Consider the following 20350-nt stretch of genomic DNA (forward strand, 5'->3'; position numbering starts at 1 on the left):
AGCCTGAGCGGGTTTGGGAGATTTGCACCACCCCCGCCCATCCTGAGCCTGTCGAAGGATCAGAGGCCCAGCTGCCACAGGATGAAGGCGAATTCCTCCGCCGTTTCCTTGAGGCTCTCGAAGCGGCCGGACTTGCCGCCGTGGCCAGCGCCCATGTTGGTCTTGAGCAGAAGTTCGTTGCGGTCGGTCTTCACCTCGCGCAGCTTCGCCACCCACTTGGCGGGCTCCCAATAAGTCACGCGCGGGTCGTTGAGGCCCGCCGTGACCATCAGCGGCGGGTAGTCCTGCGCCTTGACCTGATCGTAGGGGCTGTAGCTGAGGATCAGGTCGAAGGCGGCCTTGTCCTCGATCGGGTTGCCCCATTCCGGCCACTCGCCCGGCGTCAGCGGCAGGGTATCGTCGAGCATGGTGTTGAGCACGTCCACGAAGGGCACATGCGCCACCACCGCGCCGAACAGTTCGGGGTCGGAATTGATGACCGCGCCCATCAGCTCGCCACCTGCGGAGCCGCCAGAGATCGAGATCTTGCCCGCCTCGGTGAAGCCGCGCTCGATCAGCGCCTTGGCCACGTCCACGAAGTCGTTGAAGGTGTTCTCGCGCCGCTCCAGCTTGCCCGCCTTGTACCACGCGCGGCCAAGGTCGTCGCCGCCGCGGATATGCGCGATGGCGTAGGCGAACCCGCGATCGACGAGGCTGAGGCGCGAGGTCGAGAAGCCGGGATCGATGGCGATGCCGTATGCGCCGTAACCGTAGAGATGCAGCGGCCCCGTACCGGAGCGGTCCTTGCGGTAGACGATGGACACCGGGATCGCGGTGCCGTCGCGTGCGGTGATTTCCAGCCGCTCGGTGGCGTAGAGCGAGGCGTCGTAGCCCGAGGGGATTTCCTGGACCTTGAGCGTCTCCAGCGTCCTCGCCGCCACGTCGTAGTCCAGTACCGATGACGGGGCGACCATCGACTCGTAGGTCAGGCGCAGCGTCGTCATGTGCCATTCGGGGTTGTTCGACAGCCCGGCCGAATAGCTCGCCTCAGGGAACACGATCGGCTCCACGCGGGCGGGATCGTCGTAGTAGCGCACCTCGATCTGGTCGAGACCCGCACGGCGGCCCTCGATCACGTAGAAGTCGCGGAACAGGTCGAAGCCGGTCAGGTAGAAGGCGTCGGTGCCCTCGATCAGCGTCGTCCACTCGCCCGGGCTCGCCAGCGGCGCGGTGGCGAGGCGGAAGTTCTCGTGGGTGTCGTTGGCGTGGATGTAGAGCACGTCGTCGCGCTCATCGACGTCGTACTCCACGCCCTTCGCGCGGGGCTTCACCAGGATCTGCTCGCCCAGCGGATCGTCGGCGAGGACCATGCGGCACTCGCTGGTCTCGTGGTCGCTGGTGCCGATCAGAAGCCACTTCTCGTTCGACGAGAGCGAGGAGCCGACGCGGAAGCCCTCGTCGTCCTCATGGTAGAGTTCGACATCCTGCTCCACCGGCTGGCCGAGCCAGTGCAGGCGCGCATTGTCCGTGCGCCACTGCTCGTTGGCCAGCGAGTAGACGAGGCCCTTGTCCTTCGCGACCCATACCAGCGACGAGAGCGTGCCGGGGATTTCGTCCGGCAGCAGTTCGCCGGTTTCGAGGTTCTTGATGCGCGCGGTGAAGCGCTCCGATCCGTTGTCGTCCACCGCATAGGCCAGCAGCTTGCCGTCGGTCGTCGTCGAGATCGCGCCGAGGCGGAAGTATTCCTTGCCCTCGGCCAGCGCCACTTCGTCGAGGATCAGCTCGGGCTCGCCGCCCGCGACGGGCTTGCGCCACCACTTCTTGTACTCGGCGCCTTCCTCGAACTCGATCCAGTAGAGCCAGTCGCCGTCCTTCTGCGGCACCGACGAGTCGGCTTCCTTGATGCGGCCGCGCATTTCCTTGAACAAGTCGTCGATCCGGCCCTTGTGCTGGTCCATCTTCGATTCGAACCAGCGGTTCTCCGCTTCCAGATGGTCGAGGACTTCCTTGTCCTTCACCTCGGGATAGCCCGGATCGCGCAGCCACGCGTAATCGTCGCTGACGGTGACGCCGTGGTGGGTGAAGGAATGCGGCTTCTTCGCCGCCTGCGGGGGACCGACGAGGGTCTGGGTGGAATCTGCCATCAGCACCATCTATGATTGCACAATACCCCCCGCAAGCCGGAACCCATGACATGCTGATGAATACCCATGAAGCCCGCCTCGATGCGCTCCGCAAGGAACTGAAGGCGCGCGGCCTCGATGGCTTCGTGATCCCGATCTCCGACGAGCACATGAGCGAATACGTCGGCGCCTATGCCCAGCGGCTCGAATGGCTGACCGGCTTCGGCGGCTCGGCGGGCACCGCCGTGGTACTGGCCGACGCGACGCTGGCGCCTGCCGCCGCGATGTTCGTCGACGGGCGCTACACGCTGCAGGTGCGCGATCAGGTGGATGGCCGCCTCTACGCCTACGAGAACGTGCCCGCGACCAGCCCCGCCGCGTGGCTGTCCGACCATGCGCCCAAGGGTGCCAAGATCGGCTACGACGCATGGCTCCACGGCTCCAAGTGGGCCGAGGGCGTCGAGCGCATCCTTGCCGCGAAGGGCGGCGCGCTGGTCGCGGTCGAGGGCAACCCGGTCGACGCCGTGTGGGAGGACCAGCCGCTTCCCTCCGCCGCGCCCGCGCTGGTCCACCCCGACCAGTTCACCGGCGAGGTCAGCGAGGCCAAGCGCGCCGCCGTCTCCGAATGGCTGACGGCCAAGCGCCTCGACGCCACCGTCGTCACCGCGCTCGATTCGATCGCCTGGCTGCTCAACATCCGCGGCACCGACGTGGAGCGCACGCCGGTCGCGCTGTCCTACGTGATCGCCCGCGCCGACGGCACCGCCGACCTGTTCATCGCCGGTGAGAAGGTGACGGACGAGCTTAAGCGCCACCTCGGCAACGCCGTCACCATCCGCGAGCGTTCGGCCTTCGCCGGGGCCTTGCGCGAACTGGCGGGCAAGCGCGTCGCGGTCGATCCCGAGCGCGCCGTCAGCGCCATCTTCGAGGAGCTGCGCAAGGCGGGCGCCACGCTGGTCGAGGAACGCGACCCCACGGTGCTGCCCAAGGCGATCAAGAACCCCGTCGAGCAGGCCGGCCACCGCGCCGCGCAGGGCCGCGACGCCGCCGCCGTCACCCGCTTCCTGCACTGGCTCTCGGTCGAGGCTCCGAAGGGCGAAGTGACCGAACTGTCCGCCGCCGCGAAGTTGCAGGACTTCCGCTCGGTCGACCCGACCCTGCGCGACCTGTCGTTCGACACGATCTCCGGCGCCGGTCCCAACGGGGCGAGCCCGCACTACCGGGTGTCGGAGGAGACGAACCGCGCGCTGGAGCCGAACTCGGTCTACCTCGTCGATTCGGGCGGCCAGTACCTCGACGGCACCACCGACATCACCCGTACCGTCTGGGTCGGGCCGGGCGAGCCCTTCGCCGAAGTGAAGGACCGCTTCACCCGCGTGCTCAAGGGCCACATCGCGCTGGCCCTTGCGATCTTCCCCAAGGGCACCGTCGGCGGCCAGCTCGACGTGCTGGCGCGCCATGCGCTGTGGCAGGTGGGCCTCGATTATGCGCACGGCACCGGCCACGGCGTCGGCAGCTTCCTCTCGGTCCACGAAGGGCCGCAGCGCATCGGCAAGTCAGCGGGCGGCCAGGCCGGGACCGATCAGGCGCTGCTGCCCGGCATGTTCCTCTCGAACGAGCCCGGCTACTACAAGACCGGCGAATACGGCATCCGCATCGAGAACCTGATCCTCGTCGAACCGCGCGAAATCGCGGGCTCGGACGGCGAGTACTACGGCTTCGAGACGCTGACCCATGTCCCTATCGAGCGCCGTCTGGTCGATACCGCGCTGCTCACGGCGGAGGAGATCGCGTGGTGGAACGCCTACCACGCCCGCGTGCTGGAGATCGTCGCCCCGCAGCTTGAGGGCGAGGCGCTGGCATGGCTCGAAGTACAGTGCGCGGCGCTTTGACATGAGCGGCGCGCGGGATCTTCGCACCTTCCCGGTCCATCTGGGCCTTGGCGCGACTGCCGAAGCCCAGCCTGCCTTCACCGGCATGGAATGGTACGAAGCCTACGCGCAGCGCACCGAGGCGGACGGCAAGGAAGGCCGTCTCGTCAGCTGCTACGACTTCAGCGAAAGCTGGGATTCGTGGGAAATGCACCCGGAAGGCGACGAACTGGTCGTCTGCCTGTCCGGCACGATCACGCTGATCCAGGAATACCCCGACGGCCGCCTCCATTCCGAGACGCTGGAGGCGGGGCAGTACCTCATCAACCCGGCGGGCGTCTGGCACACCGCCGACGTCTCCGCGCCCGCCAGCGCGCTCTTCGTAACGGCGGGAATGGGGACCGAGGGGCGGCCGAGGTAGCGCCCTGCCGCAGGGGCTTCGACAAGCTCAGCCTGAGCGGGAACACCCCCATTCGTCATTGCGAGCGCAGCGAAGCAATCCAGCAGTAGCGCGTAACGCTGGATTGCTTCGCTGCGCTCGCAATGACGAGAACCTCTAAAACTCGCTCAGGCTGAGCTTGTCGAAGCCCCGGACCATACCCCAACGATCCAAATGTCACCCCAATGAACACGCGCCCGCACTTGTGACAATTCACGACAATAAACGCCGCTCCCGGCACATCTGCGCGACAACCCGCGTTTAGAACGGATCACAGAGAGCCGCGGGGCAGTTCTTCCCCCTCCCTTCCCTATGTCCCGCGGCTCTCATCCAATTCGTTACGGGACACGACAGATGACCAGCATGAAAACCCTGATGCTCGGCCTCTCGGCCGCAGCCCTCACCATCGGCGGCGTCGCCTGCGCGCAGGCCCCTGCCGCGCAGAAGCCGGGCATGGACCACGACCGCACCATCACGCGCGCCGAGGCCCAGACCCGCGCGACAGAGATGTTCGCCCGGCTCGACGTCAACAAGGACGGCAAGCTCGACAAGGCTGACCGCGACCTCGGCCGCCAGCAGATGCGCGAGAAGATGTTCGCGAAGCTCGACGCCAATGGCGACGGCTCGATCTCCAAGGCCGAATTCATGGCCGACAAGGGGCCGGAAGGTCGCGGTCCCGGCATGGACGGCCCGCCGCCCCCGCCTCCGGGTGACGATGCTGCGCCGCCGCCCCCTCCCGGTGGCGAGGGCCCCGGAATGCATGATGGCATGCGTGACGGCAAGCACGGCGGCAAGTTCGGGCGTGGTCACGGCGGTCGCCATCACTTCGGCGGCCCGCGCGGCGGCATGATGATGGAGAAGCAGGCCGACACCAACAACGACGGCGCCGTCAGCCAGGCCGAATTCGTCGCCGCCGCCCTCAAGCGCTTCGATGCCGAGGACGCCAACCACGACGGCAAGGTAACGAAGGAAGAGCGTCAGGCCGCCCGCGCCGCGAAGAAGGCGGAATGGCAGGCCAAGAGGGCTGACAAGAAGGCGGCAAACTGACAGGAAGACGCGGTAACGCCATGGATCTTGAAATGAACGATACCGCGTCTGCCCCTGGGCTTTCGAAGTTGCTGCTTGTCGATGACGAAGCCTCCCTGCGCGAACCCCTGGGCGACTACCTGTCGCGGCAGGGGTTCGCCGTCGTCCAGGCATCGAGCGCGGCGGAAGCCCGCTCGCGCCTGCGAGATGCCCGCTTCGACCTCGTCCTGCTCGACATCATGATGCCCGGAGAGGACGGACTCTCGCTGTGCCGTCATCTGGTGGAAGCGCAGGACGTGCCGGTGATCTTCCTCACCGCGCGCGGCGAGGCGACCGACCGCATCGTCGGGCTGGAGATCGGCGCCGACGATTACGTGGTGAAGCCCTTCGAGCCGCGCGAACTGGTCGCCCGCATCCGCAGCGTGCTGCGCCGCGCCTCGCGCGCCGCGCCCGCCCAGACCGAGAACGAGGCCTTCGAGTTCGAGGGCTGGAAGCTCGACCCGCTCAAGCGCCGCCTCATCGACGCCGAGGGCGCGGTCGTCGCGATCTCCTCGGTCGAGTTCCGCCTGCTCATGGCCTTCCTCGAACACCCGCGCCAGGTGCTCAACCGCGACCGCCTGCTCGACATGGTGCAGGGCCGCGAGGCGCACCTGTTCGACCGCGCGGTGGACAACCAGGTCAGCCGCCTCAGGCGCAAGATCGAGAACGACAGCCGGAACGCCCAGCTCATCCAGACGGTCTGGGGCGGCGGCTACATGCTCGCCGCCGACGTGCGCCGCGTGCCCATAACCGACTGATGCGCGCACTGAGTTTTCTCCAGCCCCGCAGCCTGATGGGGCAGATGCTGCTGGCGGTCGCCGCCGCGCTGCTGCTGGTGCAGGGCATCGGCGCGATCCTCGTCTACCGCGCCCAGCGCGAGGGCTACGAGGCGGGCATGACCAATGCCGTCGCCTTCAAGCTCATCGCCGAGACACGCGGCAAGGGCGCGCTCGGGCGCATCCTGCGCAACAACGACCGCGAGCGTGACCGCGCGCCGTTCGGAGGCCCGCCCCTGCGCGGCTTCCCGCTCGAATTCAGCGGCAGTTCCCCGGTCCGCCCCGGTGAGAAGCGCGATTCCGATGCCGAGGAACGCCTCGCCCACACCCTTACCGAGCAGGACTTCCCCGCTTCCGAGATCGTCGTCGTCCACCGCACGGTGAAGCGCGACGCCTTCGCCCGCAACCACACGCAGCGGCGCGCGGCGATGGGGCGGCTCGATGGGCCGGAGATGAACGAGATGATGGACGATCACCTGCTGGTCGTCGGCGTCAAGCAGCCCGGCAAGGCCAACTGGATGGTCGCCCGCGTCCGCAGCCCCCGCGCGTTCAACGCGATGATCCGGCCGCTGCTGGTCCAGACCGTCATCATCTACCTCGTCCTCGTCGGCGCGGTGGCGCTCATCCTGCGCCGCATCACCCGCCCGCTCGCCGCGCTGACCCGCCGCGTGGAGCAGTTCGCCTTCGCCCCGGGCTCAGCGGGCCAGCTCGACCCCAGCGGGCCGGAGGACATGCAGCGCCTGATCGTCGCCCACAACGCGATGGAAGCGCGCATCGTCGCCATGCTGGACGAGAAGGACCTGATGCTCGGCGCCATCGGGCACGACCTCAAGACCCCGCTCGCCGCGCTGCGCGTCCGCATCGAATCGGTCGAGGACGATACCGAGCGCGGCCGCATGGCAGCCACCATCGAGGACATCGTGCGCACCCTCGACGACATCCTCTCCCTCGCGCGGGTCGGCCGCCCGAGCGACCCGCGCGAACGCACCGAACTCTCCGCCCTCGTCGCCTCGGTGGTCGAGGAATACGAGGACATGGGCGAGCCGGTTGAGCTTGGCGATACCCAGCGCATCGTGCTCGAACTGCGCTCCACATGGCTGCGGCGGGCGCTGCGCAACCTCATCGACAACGCCATCCGCTATGGCGACGGCGCGCGCGTCGCACTGGAGCGGGAAGGCGATCGTGCCGTCGTGCGCATCGACGACGACGGACCCGGCATCCCCGAGGACGAGATCGAGGCGATGACCAACCCCTTCACCCGCGGCGACCCCTCGCGCAACAAGGCCACCGGCGGCGCGGGCCTCGGCCTCGCCCTGGCGCGCGCCATCGCCGACCAGCACGGCGGCGCGCTGGTGCTGGCGAACCGGCTCTCGGCTGACGGGATGGTCGAGGGACTGACGGTAAGGCTGGAACTGCCGGTCGGGTAAAGTTCCTCCCCGAGCTTGTCTCGGGGAGGGGGACCGCCGCCGCAGGCGGTGGTGGAGGGGGAGAACCTTGCGCCATTCCCCCTCCGTCAGTCGCTGCGCGACTGCCACCTCCCCGAGCAAGCTCGGGGAGGAATTATGTTAGCGCAGCGTCGCGAACTCGGCGTCGATCTGCTTACCCATCATGTCGTCGAGCAACCCGCAGTTGCGCACCCGTTCCACCGCGCGGTCGAGTTCCAGCGCACCGGGCGTCCCGGCGAAGTGCGCGCCGAAATCCTTCGCGATCCGGTCCGCCCGCGCCACCGAGCAGTAGCGCCCCAGCATCTGCGGCAGCCGCGTCGCGAACGCCAGCCCGTCCGCCCCGCCCAGCAGCACACCGACATGCGCCAGCGCCCAGTCGTAGCCGTAATCGCGGCTGGCACTGCGGGCCATCACGTTGTCGAGAATATCGCGCCGCTCGCTTTCGCGCAGGCGCGGATCGTCGAGCGCCAGCAGCCACGCCGCCATCTCGGGAAACCCGGTGCGCGAGACCGCGCCCAGCACCTCGGGCCGGAACACCGGATCCTCCGACGCCAGCGCCTTTTCCAGCAGCCCCCGCACCGCCGCCGCATCGCGGTTGTAGAGGTAGATGTCGAAGGCATGGTCGAACCACGCCGGATCGAGCGCGGCGCGGTCCCCCGCCAGATAGGCCACCGCCGCATCGTCGAGCTGCTTGCGCAGGCCCCGCCCGCTCCCGGTGCCGACGAGCGCGTTGACCACCTGCACCCGCCGCTGCGCCCGCGCCGCCGCATCGCGCGCATAGACGCCCGCGCGCGGATCGAAGCCGTATTCCTTCAGCAGCGGCATGTAGAGCTTCTCACGCAGCAGGCGAAAGCCGCGCCGCCCCTGCGCGCTGACGATGTTCTCGCGCACCAGCTTCGACAGCGCCTTGTCCGCCGCATCGGCCGCGTGGGGATCGGGATGGCGGATCAGCTTGCGCTCCAGCCGCGCCATCTCGCCGATGGTGCCCCGCCCTGCGCGGATCGAAGCCCAGAGCGAATCCACCAGCGCCAGCGCCTCGCCGCCGGGAAGCGCATCGGCGCCCGCGATCAGTTCCTGCCAGTGCCCGGCGGTCAGCTCGAAGCGGTAGTAGCCGGTGCCCCCCGCGTTCGGGAACACCGCCCCCTCACCCGGCATCGTGAACGCCTGCGTGCGCTGGTCCATGATGAAGCAGCGCCGCTCCGCGCCCCGGCGCAGGCATAGCGGGATCGTCCAGCGCACGTCCGGCGGCGCGACGCCCGCCGTGGTGTAGCGCAGCTGCGTCACCGTCACCCGGTCCCCGTCGCGCCGCATGGCGAGGAGCGGGACGCCCGGTTGCTCGACGAAGCTGCGCATCGCGGGCACCAGCTTCGGGTTGCCCGCCACTTCGGCGAGCGCGGTGAAGAAGTCCTCGCTCGTCGCACTGACTTCGCGGTGGGCGGCGATGTAACGGCGCACGCCCTCGCGGAAGGCATCGTCGCCCAGCCACGCGGCGACCATCCCGACGACATGCCCGCCCTTGCCATACGTGATCGTGTCGAAGGCGGTGTCGATGCGGCGGCTGTCGTCGATGGGCTGGCGCACCGACCGCCCGGCGAGCAGCGCGTCGGTCTCCATCGCCTCGTAGCCGGAGCCGAGCGCGTCCCCGGCGATGCCGAGGTCCGGCCGCCACGCCGCGCCAATGCGGTAGCCGATCCAGTTGGCGAAGCTCTCGTTCAGCCACAGGTCGTCCCACCAGTCCGGCGTGACGAGGTTGCCGAACCACTGGTGCCCAAGTTCGTGCGCAGCGGTGATCGCGAAGCTGCGCTGCTGCGCCACCGGCGCGTCGGCGTCCATCACCAGCAGGTCGTCGCGATAGAGCGCCGCACCCGCGTTCTCCATCGCCCCGCGCAGGACCGGCGTGCTCACCTGATCCATCTTCGGGAACGGGAAGGGCTCGCCGAAATAGTCCTCCAGCAGTCCGACGATCTTCTGCGTGCCGTCGAGTGCGAACGCCAGTTTTCCTGCATTCGGCGCGGTTGAGGCCACGCGCAGCGAAAGCGGCGTGGTGCGCCCGCCCTGCGGCGGCGCTTCGCCCGCCAGCGTCGCGAAGGGGCCGACCATCATCGCCACCAGATACGTCGGCAGCGGCGCGGTGGGCGCGAAGCGGTGGACCGTCAGGCCATCGGTGCCGACCGTGCCCTGCTCCGGCGTGTTGCCGATCACGGTCAGCCCCGCGGGCGTGCGCAGGGTCAGGGCGAAGGGCGTCTTGAAGCCGGGCTGGTCGAAGCAGGGAAACGCCGCCCGCGCGTCGATCGCCTCGAACTGGGTCCAGGCGTACCATGCGCCCTCCACCTGCACGCGGAACAGCCCGGCGGGGCCATCGGCGAACGGCGCATCGTAGTCGAACGCCAGCGTGACCGGGCCGGGCGGCAGCGCCTCTGCGAAGGTGATGCGCGCGACGCCGACCGGATCGAGCTGCCGCCAACGGCCGATGTAGGAGCGCCCCCTGACGGTGGCGACGACGCGCGAGACGTTCAACCCGCGTCCGTGAAGGTCGATGGAGGAACTGGTCGAGGCCAGCACCACGTCGATCTCGACATGCCCGGAAAAGCGCGGGCGCGACGGGTCCACGGTGAGGTCGAGACGATAGGCGGTAGGCCGGGCGGCATCGCTCAGGCGACCGAGGGGGACGGGCTCCACGCGCGGCGCGGATACGGCGATCTCCTGCGCGACCGCACTCCCGCCGATCATCGAGAGCAAGGCTGCCGCAAGCAGAACCGCCTTGCTTCCCCGAACCAGACCCTCCCCTTTTCTCGTCATTGCGCGCGTGGCGAAGCAATCCAGCACGGAGCCTCGATACTGTGGATTGCCGCAGCCCTTCGGGCTTCGCAATGACGGCGAAGGAAGGCCGTGATGCTTATCGCATCAACCCTCCGATAAGATTGCGCGCGAAACGCCCAAGCCCCGGAAAGCCGATGGCCTTGCCCAGCACGTCGCCCACTGTCCCGGCGGCGGCGCTGGCGGCGGAGGCCTTGGGGCTGGCGCGGCTCTTCTTGCCCTGCATCTGCTGCGCGAGGATCGAGCCCGCGCTGGCGGCGGCGGCTCCGGCGGCGGCCTTGGCGACCTTGCCGCCGATGCCGTCCCACAGGCCGGGGCTCTTGCGCTCCTGCTTGCGCACTTCCTCCTCGCCCTTCTCCTCGACCTCCTGCGCGGTGGCTGCGGCGTCGGCGGCCTTGGCGGCGAGCACTTCCTCGGCGCTCTCGCGGTCGATGCGGGTGTCGTACTTGCCATCAAACGGGCTGATCGACTGGACGATGGCGCGTTCCTTGTCGGTCACCGGCCCCAGCCGTGAGCGCGGCGGCGCCACCAGGGTACGCTGGACCACCGATGGCGCGCCGTCGTCGCCCAGCGTGGAGACCAGCGCCTCGCCCACCTTAAGTTCGGTGATCGCCGTCTCGACGTCGAGGTCGGGGTTGATGCGGAACGTCTCGGCGGCGGCCTTTATCGCCCGCTTGTCGCGCGGGGTGAAGGCGCGCAGCGCGTGCTGCACCCGGTTGCCGAGCTGCCCCGCGATCTCCTCCGGGATATCGATCGGGTTCTGCGTGACGAAGTAGACGCCGACGCCCTTGGAGCGCACCAGCCGCACCACCTGCTCGACCTTGTCCTGCAGCGCCTTGGGCGCATCGTCGAACAGCAGGTGCGCCTCGTCGAAGAAGAACACCAGCTTGGGCTTGTCGGGGTCGCCGACCTCGGGCAGCGCCTCGAAGAGTTCCGACAACAGCCAGAGCAGGAACGTGGCGTAGAGCTTCGGGCTGCGCATCAGCTTGTCGGCGGCAAGGACGTTGATGTAGCCGCGCCCCTGATCGTCGCACTTGATGAAATCGGCGATTTCCAGCGCGGGTTCGCCAAAGAACTGCGCCGCGCCCTGGCTCTCCAGCGCCAGAAGCTGCCTCTGGATGGTTCCGACGCTCGCCCGTGTCACATTGCCGTACTTCAGTGACAGCTCGGTGCCGTTCTGTGCCGTGTATGCGAGCATGGATTGCAGGTCTTCGAGGTCCAGCAGCAGCAGGCCCTGCTCGTCGGCATAGCGGAAGACGATGTTGAGAACGCCCTCCTGCGTCTCGTTCAGGTCCATCAGGCGAGAGAGCAGCAGCGGCCCCATTTCCGAGATCGTGGTGCGGATCGGATGGCCCTGCTCGCCGTAGATATCCCAGAAAACCGCCGGATTGTCGGCATAGGCATAGTCGGCGATGCCGATCTCCTGCGCCCGCGATTCGAGGATGGCGGCGTTCTTGAACTGCGGGCTTCCGGCCATGCAGACGCCCGAAAGGTCGCCCTTCACGTCCGCCATGAATACCGGCACGCCAGCGGCAGAGAACTGCTCGGCAATGGTCTGCAAGGTCACCGTCTTGCCGGTGCCAGTGGCGCCCGCGATCAGGCCATGGCGGTTGGCGCGGCCAAGGCGCAGCACCTGCCGCTCTCCATTGCCGCCAAGTCCAAGGAATATCTCGCTCATCCTGCCGTCTCCCTGCCCTGTCGCGCCTCAAGGTTTACGGCCATCGCCCGCGATTGCAAACGGCGAAAAGGCCCAAGATCACGCGGGTTTTGCCAGCCGCGCTCAGTGCCGCTAAGGGGCGCGAAGACCCCATGACCGAACCTTTCGTCCTCCTCGATGACGCCCGCGCCGACGGTGCGGCCGCCGCCCGCCTCTACCGGGCCCCGCGCGAAACCGTCGTGGCGATGCGCGGCGAGGACGTCGCTCCCGCGCTTGAGCGCATCGAAACGCTGCGGCGCGAGCGGCTGCACCTCGCCGGATACCTGACTTACGAAGCCGGGCTGGCGCTGGAACCGCGCCTGGCCCCGCTATCGCGCAAGGCCGGAAATGCGCCGCTCCTGTGGTTCGGCGCGTTCGACGGGTTCGAGGAACTCCCCGCCGACGACCTCGCAGCATGGCTGGAGGCGCAGGCCGGCACGGAACGCCCCGCCATCGGCCCGCTCGAACCGCAGATCGACATCCCCGGATACGAGCAGGCCTTCGCCACGATCCACGGCGCGATCGAGGCGGGCGACATCTATCAGGCCAATCTCACCTTCCCGCTGGCAGGCCCATGGAGCGGCGATCCGCTGGTGCTCTACGCCGCGCTGCGCCCGCGCGCAGCGGCAGGCTACGGCGCGGTCATCCATGACGGCGCGCGCTGGCATCTCAGCTTCTCGCCCGAACTGTTCTTCGCGCTTTCCGGCCGCGAGGTGGAAGTCCGGCCGATGAAAGGCACCCGCCCACGCGGCCGCGACGCTGCCGAAGATGCACGCTTTTCCGCCGAACTCGCCGCCAGTGAAAAGGACAGGGCCGAGAACCTGATGATCCTCGACCTCATGCGCAACGACCTGTCGCGCGTGGCCGAGGCAGGCAGCGTCCGCGTGGAGAACCCCTTCGCGGTCGAGAGCTATCCCACGGTGCACCAGATGGTCTCGACCGTGCGTGCCAAGCTGCCCCAAGAGCGCGGCGCCGTGGACCTTCTGCGCGCGCTGTTTCCCTGCGGATCGATCACCGGAGCGCCCAAGATCCGGGCGATGGAACTGATCGCCGAGGTCGAGACCGCACCGCGCGGGCCTTATTGCGGTTCGATCGGATATCTCGAACCCACTGGCGATGCCGCGTTCAATGTGGCAATCCGCACCCTGCGCCTCGAACGCGACGGCCGCGCCGTCCTTGGCGTGGGATCGGCGGTAGTGGCGGATTCGCAAGCGCTTCCCGAATGGCGGGAGTGCCTGGTCAAAGGGGGTTTCGTGCGAGAGTCGGCAGTTCGGGCACCGGAAGATGCGGTTTCGCCCGCCAGCTTCGACCTGATCGAAACGATGCGCTTCACGCCCGAGCAGGGCATCGCGCTCCTTGAACTGCACCTCGAACGCATCGGCGCCAGCGCCGCCGCGCTGGGCTTCGGGTTCGACCGTCACGCGGTGCGCAACGCCATCCAGGCGCTGTGCTTCGAGGCGGATGCGGTATCGAAGCTGCGCCTCGTCGTCGGCCGCACCGGGGCGTTTTCGCTCGAACTGACGGAACTGCCGCCCACCTTGCCGGAGCCTGCAATCGTCGCAGTGCTGCGCCTGCCGGTTGACAGCAGCGACTGGCGCCTGACGCACAAGACCACCGACCGCAGCTTCTACGACAAGGGCCTCGAAGTCGCGCAGGCCAACGGCGCGAACGAGGCGATCCTGCTGCGCGACGACGGCCTCGTCACCGAGGGCTGCTTCACCAATATCTTCGTCGAGCGCGACGGCATGCTGCTCACGCCACCCGCAAGCCTCAGCCTGCTGCCGGGCGTCCTTCGCCGCTCGCTGATCGACACGGGCCGCGCCGTCGAGGCCGAACTGACGCTCGATGATCTCGCTGGCGGCTTCCTCATCGGCAACGCTCTGCGCGGCCTGATGCCTGCCAAGCTGCTCGACTGATGCACCTTTCCACTTCCCTTGCCCGCATTGCTCCCTCGCAGACCACCGCGATGACCGACCGCGCCACGCAGCTGCGCGAGGCGGGGCGCGACGTGATCTCGCTTTCCGTGGGCGAGCCCGACTTCGCAACGCCGCCGCATGTGCTGGAAGCCGCGAAGGCGGCGCTCGACGGCGGGCAGACGAAGTACACGCCGGTCGGCGGCACCTCGCGGCTCAAGCAGGCCGCCGCGCTGCACTTTGCGCGTGACCTCGGGATCGAGGTTCCGGCGTCGCAGGTGACGGTCAGCGCGGGCGGCAAGCAGGCGATCTTCCACGCCATGCTCGCGACGATCAGTGAGGGCGACGAGGTCATTGTGCCTGCGCCATGGTGGGTCAGCTATCCCGAGATCGTGCGCTTTGCCGGTGGCAAGGTCGTGCCTCTGCACACCCACGCCAAGGACAACTTCCGCTTCACGCCCGCCGATCTGGAAGCGCAGATCGGGCCGAACACCTTGTGGGTACTGCTCAACAGCCCCGGCAACCCGACCGGCGCGTGCCTGCCCACGGAAACGCTGCTCGGCATCGGCGAAGTGCTGCGCCACCATCCCCGCGTGATGGTGCTGTCTGACGATATCTACGCGCCGATCAACTACACGGGCGGCCCTCACGCCACTCTCGCGAACCTTTGCCCTGACCTCGCCGACCGCATCCTGACGGTCTCGGGGGTGTCCAAGAGCCATGCGATGACCGGCTTCCGCATCGGCGTCGCGGCCGGGCCGGAATGGCTCATCAAGGCGATGGAGCGCCTGCAGTCGCACAGCTCGGGCAATCCCTGTTCGATCAGCCAGGCTGCCGCCGTCGCCGCGTTCGAGGGACCGCAGGAGTTCCTTGCCGACTGGTGCGAACGCTTCCGCGCGCGGCGCGATCTGGTCGTCTCCGCGATCAACGCGATCCCCAGCCTTTCCACGCCCGTGCCCGATGGCGCGTTCTACTGCATGGTCGATGCCGCGCCCTTGATGGACCGCTTCGGCGACGATGCGAAGCTGGCCCTGCATCTGCTGGACCACGGCGTCGCGATCGTGCCCGCCTCGGCCTTCGGCGGACGCGATGGTTTCCGTATCAGCTTTGCTGCGGACGAGGCCAAGCTGGTCGAGGCATGCAGGCGGATCGCCGAAGCCGTCGCCTAAATTTGCCCGGACGTTCTCCGGGACGACGAAAGAGATTATGATGCAACTGGAAATCCTCTTCGAAGACGGCGAAGCGCTCGTCATCGACAAGCCTGCGGGCCTCCCGCTCGACCGTCCGCGCGCCGGAGGGCCAAGCCTCGAGGATCGGCTGGACGAACTCAAGCTGGGCTTCCAGCGCGAGCCTTTCCCCGTCCATCGCCTCGACCGCGACACGTCGGGCTGCCTGCTGCTGGCGCGCAACCCCAAGGCGCTCAAGCGCTTCGCCGCCGCCTTCGAGGAACGCGCGGTCGAGAAGCGCTACCTCGGCATCGTCGCCGGAGAGATCGCCGACGAGGAAGGCACCATCGCGCTCAACCTCTCGAAGGTCAGCACCGCAAAGGACGGCTGGCGCATGATCCCGGCGCGCAAGGGCAAGCCCGCCGTCACGCACTGGCGCCAGTTGGACAGCCGCAATGGCCTGACGCTGGTGGAATTCCGCCCGGAGACCGGCCGCACGCACCAGATCCGCGTCCACGCCGCCTCGGGCCTCGGCTTCCCGCTGCTCGGCGACCCTGTCTATGGCAGCAAGGGCGGTGCGCCGCGAACCATGCTCCACGCCGCTGGCTTGACGGTTCCGCGCGGAGACAAGGCGCCGATCGTCGCCGTCGCTCCACTGCCCGCCGATTTCGCCGCGCTGGGCTTCACCGACCCCGGAGCGTCGGTCGAAACCACCGATGAGTGACGAGATCGTCGAGCGCGCGCAAGCTCTCGCCACCGAGAGCTTCATCGCCTCGACGGGCCCCGGCGGCCAGAACGTCAACAAGGTAGCGACGGCGGTGCAACTGCGCCTCGACGTCTACGCGCTGCGGCTGAGCCCGCCGGTCTTTGCGCGGGTGAAGGAACTGGCGGGCAGCCGCATGACTTCGCGCGGAGAACTTGTACTCACGGCCCGCCGCTTCCGCACACAGGAAGCCAATCGTGCTGACGCGCGCGAACGCCTCGCCGAATTGCTGGTGGAAGCGCAGAAGCTACCTGAAAAGCGCGCCAAGAGCCGCCTCAACCGCGTCGGCAAGGAACAGCGGCTCAAGGGAAAGAAGCTGCGTGGCTCGGTCAAGGCCGGGCGCGGCAAAGTCAGCTTCGACTGATTACTGGGCCGCTTGCGTAGCCTGAGGCTGCGACGGCTCCAGCGCCTCTGCCGGAGGGCGACGCTCGTCGAGCATAGCCGCCGCCTCGTCCAGCGCGCGCGCCTCGCCCATGGTGACTCCGCCCGGGCCGGGCGCGGTATCGGACTTGGAACAGGCGCCGAGCGTGAGCAGCGCGAGGATCAGGCAGGCCTCTCTCATGCCCGGCTCATAGCCCGCCTATCGTCAGGCGTCGATGACCCGCGTATGCGGATAATGCTTGTCGAGGTGCTTGCGAATGATCTTAAGGTTGCGGCTATTCGAACGGAACAGAAAGTCGAACAGGTCGCCCGCCACCGGCACCGCGCCGACCAGCGTGTCGAAGCCGACATTGGCGGTCATGCGCGCAAGCTGCCACTTCGACATGCCGAGATTGCGCGCCTCCCAGACCAGATAAAGACCCAGCGCAGCCGCGATCAGGTCGCCCGCCACGGGGACAAGTCCGACGACGGCGTCAAGGCCGACCTGCCGACGGATGCCCGGCACCGTGAAGGCGCGCTCCAGCACACGCTCCAGAGCCTCCACGCGGCGGCGCACCGACACCGGATCGTTACCAAGCGGAAGGTCGTATTCCATGCGTCGCGCGAATTGCGGGCCGGAGAATTGGGGGCCTGTCGCCACTGCAGAGTGCCTCTCGTCGAACGCGGCGTCAGGCGCCGCTCTCGATCATTTGGGGAGCCACGCCAGCGGCATCAAGGGATGCCAGCCCCAGGCGTTGACCGAGAACCCGTCCACGCTGCCGCGCACCAGCGACCAGCGGATCGGCGTGCCGAACGGGATGAAGACGTTGGAACCCGTCAGTTCGGCCTCCGCCTCCGTCAGCAGCGCAGCCCGTTCGGCAGGCGTTGCGGCCGCCCCTGCCTCCGTCACGCGCGCATCGGCCTCCTCGGAACACAGACCCTTGCCCGCATGGCACGACAGCCGATTGAGATACCAGGCAGCGCGAGGGTAGCGGGCCACGTCGTCCACCAGCGCAAGGTCGGCCTCACCGGCATCCTCGGCCCGGTCCAGCCCTATGCCGATCGCGGCGAAGTCGGTTGAAAGGCGGTTGAACAGCACCGTCGAGCCACCACCCTCAGGGAGCCACAGTCGGAGGCGAAGCGCTGCACCGCCCGGCGCAGCATTCGACGGGGCGTTCCACGCCCGGACCCGTGCAGCGGCGACCGCGCGGCGCTGTTCCAGCGTCTGCTCGCCCCAGCGCTCCCCTATGGTGCCGAGGTCTCCGTCGAGGCTCGGGGTGACGATCCGCGTCGTCGGCACCCAGCCGCCGACCCCGAACGGAGAGATCAGGCCGTCGCGATCGACCGCCATCGCCAGCGCTTCGCGATTGGCGGGCTCGGCGAGAAAACCCTCGTCGTTCATCACATGCAGGCCGAACAGACCAACTACCGGGTCGAGTTGGATCGTCCCGCGCAGGATGCCGACCGAGCGGGTAAGCAGGAAATCCTGAATGCGACCACCCAGCACCAGATCGACGCTGCCGTCGTTGAACGCCTCCACGGCAGAGGGGCCCGGCAGCGCGCGAAGCTGGATCTGCCGCGTGCGCTCCGCCCAGTTTTCGATCGGCGGCATGCCGAGGCGGGCGGGATCTATCGCGCTGAGAGCGGCGATGGCGCCGGAGCGCACCGCCTCCATCGGCCCGGTGCCCCGGCCCTTGTGGAGCAGGCCCAGTTCGGGCTGCGCAAGCAGCTGGAGCAGGTAGGGCATCGGGCGCGTCAGGCGGATTTCGATGACTCGCCCCGCCATGGCACGCACTTCGTCGATGCCTGCAAGGTCGAGCGCCAGCGGACCGCCGTCGAGGCTCTTCAGTGCGGCACTGATCGCTCGCTTTGCCGTGTCGGCGGTGATCGGGTCACCGTTGGCCCAGTTGCCGTCGCGCAGGCGGAAGATGTAGCTCTGCCCGTCGTCAGTGACGATCCAGCGGTCGGCCAGCGCAGGAATGACGCGGCCCGCATCGTCGAAAGCTACGAGCCCCTCGACGGTGGACGCGCGCACCAGAACGCCACCCTGCGTGAGATCGCCGCCCTTCGCAAAAGGATCGGCTGGCTCCCCGACCACGGCGACGCCGAGCGCCGAATTGTCATAGCCGCTGCAGGAAGAGAGCGTGAAGGCGGCCAGAACGGCCAGCACCCGCAAGGCTTGGCGCTTGGACAGCATGGAAACCGGAGTAGTCCATTTCACCCGCCTCGCAAATGGAGGCGCGGAAATTTTCGTACCGAAATCAGGTATGGAGATCAGATCTTGCGCAGCAGCGCCGTATCGGCCGGGCGCGACTGGTAGCGCATGTAGTCCGGCGCGGGATCCTCGACCCTGGTGACCGGCGCGCGAGCCAGACGGGGATCGATATCCTCGCGGAAGGCCACGCCGAAACGGTTGTCCTGCACCCAGGCCACCGAGCCTTCGATCCAGCCGATGTTGCGGATGTTGACCTGCACGACGGTGCCGCGGACAACACGCACGTTGCCTTCGCCCATCATGCCGCCGGCGGAGAGATTGCGCACCTTGATGCGGAAGTCACCGTCGAGGCCGTCGACGCGAAGATCAGCCATGAGGAACAGGCTATCCCGCGCGATCTGCCGATTTTCACCTTCGTTCATGCGCTTCCGTCCGGGGCGTTTGAAACTGCACGTATCGTCCGTGCCGCCAATGCACGAAAAGTAACGCGCTTTAGCCCCTATTCCTAGTCGGCAATGGCAAACAAAGGCTTAATGTCCCGGCTCCGGACAGCGTCGGAGCCGGGTGTTGACTTGTCTCCGGTCCCGTTTCCGGGAAATCCGGTCAGTCGTCGCGCGAGACTTTTTCGCGACGCTCGTGCGCTTCCTGCGCCTCGACCGTCATCGTCGCGATAGGGCGCGCTTCGAGGCGACCGAGGCCGATCGGTTCACCGGTGACCTCGCAGTAACCGTATTCGCCCTCTTCGATGCGGCGCATGGCCGAATCGATCTTGGCGATCAGCTTGCGCTGGCGGTCGCGGGTGCGAAGCTCGATGCCCCAATCGGTCTCGCTCGAAGCGCGGTCGTTGAGGTCGGGCTCGCGAATCGGGCCGTCCTGGAGCTGCTGCAGCGTGTCGGCTGCCGCGTCGAGGATCGAACGTTTCCATGCGAGAAGCAGCTTGCGGAAATAATCCTGCTGCGCATCATTCATGTATTCTTCGTTGGGTTCGGAAATGTAGGCGCCGCCAATTGCACGCTTCGCTTTGGCGAGTACATCGATTTCGTCAGCTAGGGCCGTTGCCATCCAGAGAAACTCCGCAGTGTTTCCATCGGATCGCCAACGCCCTGCAGTCCCGGACTTTTCCGATAACCGTACAACGATCCGCGGTTGAGGCGGCCTATAAGTCGCCGCCATTTCCTACACAAGCGTATATCCGTGACACTCCACAAATTTCTTAACAGGGTCTCGGAGTGACACAGAGTTAATCTGCGCAGGTGAACGCGCCGATACGGCGTTAACCATATGTTGACCTGCCTCCCGCAAATTCGCCTCATCGAACGCAGGGGCCATTTGCAAACGATTGAGGTCCACGCGGTCACGACCACTTTCAAGGGCACGGGGATTACCATGGATACTGTTCGCGTTAACCAGGATCACGCCGCACCGGCCGCCGCCAACGACTTCGGCGGCGACATGCTCATCGCCGAGGCGCTGGCTTGCGCTGCCGAGGGCGATGCTTCGGCCTACTTCGATCTCGGCGTCGCGTTCTCGACCGGCAGCAACGGCGTCGCCTGCGATCTGATCGAGGCGCACAAGTGGTTCAACCTCGCCGCCGTCGGCGGGCACGAGGATGCGCCCGTCTGCCGCGCGGAAGTGGCCGACGACATGACCGCCCGCGAGATCGCCGAAGCCCAGCGCCGAGCGCGCCAGTGGCTCGGTGCGACCACCCGCAAGGCGGCCTGA

18 protein-coding genes are annotated in these 20350 nt (G+C 67.7%); 10 read left to right on the forward strand and 8 right to left on the reverse strand.

All coding sequences use genetic code 11. The features are described 5' to 3' along the window. Positions 1–59: 59 nt before the first annotated feature. Positions 60–2123, reverse strand: coding sequence for a S9 family peptidase (locus LO787_RS14075; RefSeq protein ID WP_420847754.1), 2064 nt, complete (start codon positions 2121–2123; stop codon positions 60–62). Positions 2124–2173: 50 nt separating this feature from the next. On the opposite strand from LO787_RS14075, the gene LO787_RS14080 reads away from it, so the two are divergent. From LO787_RS14080 to LO787_RS14100, 5 genes are all read left to right on the forward strand, one after another. After that, positions 2174–3994, forward strand: a complete 1821-nt coding sequence (locus LO787_RS14080) for an aminopeptidase P family protein (RefSeq protein WP_232491647.1) — start codon at positions 2174–2176, stop codon at positions 3992–3994. Position 3995: 1 nt separating this feature from the next. Further along, positions 3996–4394, forward strand: coding sequence for a cupin domain-containing protein (locus LO787_RS14085; protein ID WP_232491648.1), 399 nt, complete (start codon positions 3996–3998; stop codon positions 4392–4394). A gap of 372 nt (positions 4395–4766) precedes the next feature. Beyond that, positions 4767–5459: an EF-hand domain-containing protein gene (locus tag LO787_RS14090; protein WP_232491649.1), complete on the forward strand. Its 693-nt coding sequence runs from the start codon at positions 4767–4769 to the stop codon at positions 5457–5459. 32 nt (positions 5460–5491) lie between these two features. After that, positions 5492–6235: a response regulator gene (locus tag LO787_RS14095; protein WP_232491650.1), complete on the forward strand. Its 744-nt coding sequence runs from the start codon at positions 5492–5494 to the stop codon at positions 6233–6235. After that, positions 6235–7680: a sensor histidine kinase gene (locus LO787_RS14100; RefSeq protein WP_232491651.1), complete on the forward strand. Its 1446-nt coding sequence runs from the start codon at positions 6235–6237 to the stop codon at positions 7678–7680. The genes LO787_RS14095 and LO787_RS14100 overlap by 1 nt, the downstream gene beginning before the upstream one ends. Before the next feature lie 138 nt (positions 7681–7818). Here the strand turns inward: LO787_RS14100 and LO787_RS14105 are convergent, their stop codons facing one another. Together LO787_RS14105 and LO787_RS14110 are read right to left on the reverse strand one after the other, a co-directional pair. Next, positions 7819–10428: a M1 family metallopeptidase gene (locus LO787_RS14105; protein WP_232491652.1), complete on the reverse strand. Its 2610-nt coding sequence runs from the start codon at positions 10426–10428 to the stop codon at positions 7819–7821. A 166-nt stretch (positions 10429–10594) separates the two neighbouring features. Next, complete coding sequence (locus tag LO787_RS14110; protein ID WP_232491653.1) at positions 10595–12193, reverse strand: helicase HerA-like domain-containing protein; 1599 nt, start codon at positions 12191–12193, stop codon at positions 10595–10597. A gap of 131 nt (positions 12194–12324) precedes the next feature. Between LO787_RS14110 and pabB the strand changes: the two genes are divergently transcribed. From pabB to arfB, 4 genes are read left to right on the forward strand one after another with little or no spacing between them, the layout of a single operon-like run. Continuing rightward, positions 12325–14127 (forward strand): aminodeoxychorismate synthase component I, encoded by a 1803-nt coding sequence (gene pabB, locus LO787_RS14115; protein WP_232491654.1) that lies wholly within the window; start codon positions 12325–12327, stop codon positions 14125–14127. Further along, positions 14127–15293, forward strand: a complete 1167-nt coding sequence (locus LO787_RS14120) for a pyridoxal phosphate-dependent aminotransferase (protein WP_232491655.1) — start codon at positions 14127–14129, stop codon at positions 15291–15293. Before pabB ends, LO787_RS14120 begins: the two co-directional genes overlap by 1 nt. A 40-nt stretch (positions 15294–15333) precedes the next feature. Next, the gene (locus LO787_RS14125) at positions 15334–16014 is read left to right on the forward strand and encodes an RluA family pseudouridine synthase (protein ID WP_232496321.1); all 681 of its coding nucleotides are present in this window, start codon (positions 15334–15336) and stop codon (positions 16012–16014) included. After that, positions 16007–16417, forward strand: a complete 411-nt coding sequence (gene arfB / locus LO787_RS14130) for an alternative ribosome rescue aminoacyl-tRNA hydrolase ArfB (RefSeq protein WP_232491656.1) — start codon at positions 16007–16009, stop codon at positions 16415–16417. Before LO787_RS14125 ends, arfB begins: the two co-directional genes overlap by 8 nt. On the opposite strand, the gene LO787_RS14135 is transcribed toward arfB, so the two are convergent. From LO787_RS14135 to dksA, 5 genes are all read right to left on the reverse strand, one after another. Further along, positions 16418–16615: a hypothetical protein gene (locus LO787_RS14135; protein ID WP_232491657.1), complete on the reverse strand. Its 198-nt coding sequence runs from the start codon at positions 16613–16615 to the stop codon at positions 16418–16420. Between the two features lie 24 nt (positions 16616–16639). Further along, a complete protein-coding gene (locus LO787_RS14140) occupies positions 16640–17029 on the reverse strand; it encodes a DUF4112 domain-containing protein (RefSeq protein ID WP_232491658.1) in 390 nt (129 codons plus the stop codon). Between the two features lie 90 nt (positions 17030–17119). Next, positions 17120–18610: an ABC transporter substrate-binding protein gene (locus LO787_RS14145; RefSeq protein ID WP_232491659.1), complete on the reverse strand. Its 1491-nt coding sequence runs from the start codon at positions 18608–18610 to the stop codon at positions 17120–17122. 77 nt (positions 18611–18687) lie between these two features. Then, the gene (locus LO787_RS14150; RefSeq protein ID WP_232491660.1) at positions 18688–19050 is read right to left on the reverse strand and encodes a PilZ domain-containing protein; all 363 of its coding nucleotides are present in this window, start codon (positions 19048–19050) and stop codon (positions 18688–18690) included. 181 nt (positions 19051–19231) lie between these two features. Further along, complete coding sequence (dksA, locus tag LO787_RS14155) at positions 19232–19690, reverse strand: RNA polymerase-binding protein DksA (protein ID WP_232496322.1); 459 nt, start codon at positions 19688–19690, stop codon at positions 19232–19234. 324 nt (positions 19691–20014) lie between these two features. Between dksA and LO787_RS14160 the strand changes: the two genes are divergently transcribed. Continuing rightward, on the forward strand, positions 20015–20350 hold the full coding sequence (locus LO787_RS14160; protein WP_232491661.1) for a hypothetical protein: 336 nt from the start codon (positions 20015–20017) through the stop codon (positions 20348–20350).

Source organism: Novosphingobium kaempferiae, from assembly GCF_021227995.1.
Classification (GTDB): domain Bacteria; phylum Pseudomonadota; class Alphaproteobacteria; order Sphingomonadales; family Sphingomonadaceae; genus Novosphingobium; species Novosphingobium kaempferiae.

Bases quoted from the DNA above. Each gene is read 5' to 3' on its own strand.
- LO787_RS14140 (WP_232491658.1), bottom strand. From the start codon at position 17,029: ATGGAATACGACCTTCCGCTTGGTAACGATCCGGTGTCGGTGCGCCGC.
- LO787_RS14150 (WP_232491660.1), bottom strand. From the start codon at position 19,050: ATGAACGAAGGTGAAAATCGGCAGATCGCGCGGGATAGCCTGTTCCTC.
- arfB (WP_232491656.1), top strand. From the start codon at position 16,007: ATGAGTGACGAGATCGTCGAGCGCGCGCAAGCTCTCGCCACCGAGAGC.
- pabB (WP_232491654.1), top strand. From the start codon at position 12,325: ATGACCGAACCTTTCGTCCTCCTCGATGACGCCCGCGCCGACGGTGCG.
- LO787_RS14100 (WP_232491651.1), top strand. From the start codon at position 6,235: ATGCGCGCACTGAGTTTTCTCCAGCCCCGCAGCCTGATGGGGCAGATG.
- LO787_RS14125 (WP_232496321.1), top strand. From the start codon at position 15,334: ATGCAACTGGAAATCCTCTTCGAAGACGGCGAAGCGCTCGTCATCGAC.
- LO787_RS14085 (WP_232491648.1), top strand. From the start codon at position 3,996: ATGAGCGGCGCGCGGGATCTTCGCACCTTCCCGGTCCATCTGGGCCTT.
- LO787_RS14095 (WP_232491650.1), top strand. From the start codon at position 5,492: ATGAACGATACCGCGTCTGCCCCTGGGCTTTCGAAGTTGCTGCTTGTC.
- LO787_RS14110 (WP_232491653.1), bottom strand. From the start codon at position 12,193: ATGAGCGAGATATTCCTTGGACTTGGCGGCAATGGAGAGCGGCAGGTG.
- LO787_RS14135 (WP_232491657.1), bottom strand. From the start codon at position 16,615: ATGAGAGAGGCCTGCCTGATCCTCGCGCTGCTCACGCTCGGCGCCTGT.
- LO787_RS14105 (WP_232491652.1), bottom strand. From the start codon at position 10,428: ATGATCGGCGGGAGTGCGGTCGCGCAGGAGATCGCCGTATCCGCGCCG.
- dksA (WP_232496322.1), bottom strand. From the start codon at position 19,690: ATGGCAACGGCCCTAGCTGACGAAATCGATGTACTCGCCAAAGCGAAG.
- LO787_RS14080 (WP_232491647.1), top strand. From the start codon at position 2,174: ATGCTGATGAATACCCATGAAGCCCGCCTCGATGCGCTCCGCAAGGAA.
- LO787_RS14120 (WP_232491655.1), top strand. From the start codon at position 14,127: ATGCACCTTTCCACTTCCCTTGCCCGCATTGCTCCCTCGCAGACCACC.
- LO787_RS14160 (WP_232491661.1), top strand. From the start codon at position 20,015: ATGGATACTGTTCGCGTTAACCAGGATCACGCCGCACCGGCCGCCGCC.
- LO787_RS14075 (WP_420847754.1), bottom strand. From the start codon at position 2,123: ATGGCAGATTCCACCCAGACCCTCGTCGGTCCCCCGCAGGCGGCGAAG.
- LO787_RS14090 (WP_232491649.1), top strand. From the start codon at position 4,767: ATGACCAGCATGAAAACCCTGATGCTCGGCCTCTCGGCCGCAGCCCTC.
- LO787_RS14145 (WP_232491659.1), bottom strand. From the start codon at position 18,610: ATGCTGTCCAAGCGCCAAGCCTTGCGGGTGCTGGCCGTTCTGGCCGCC.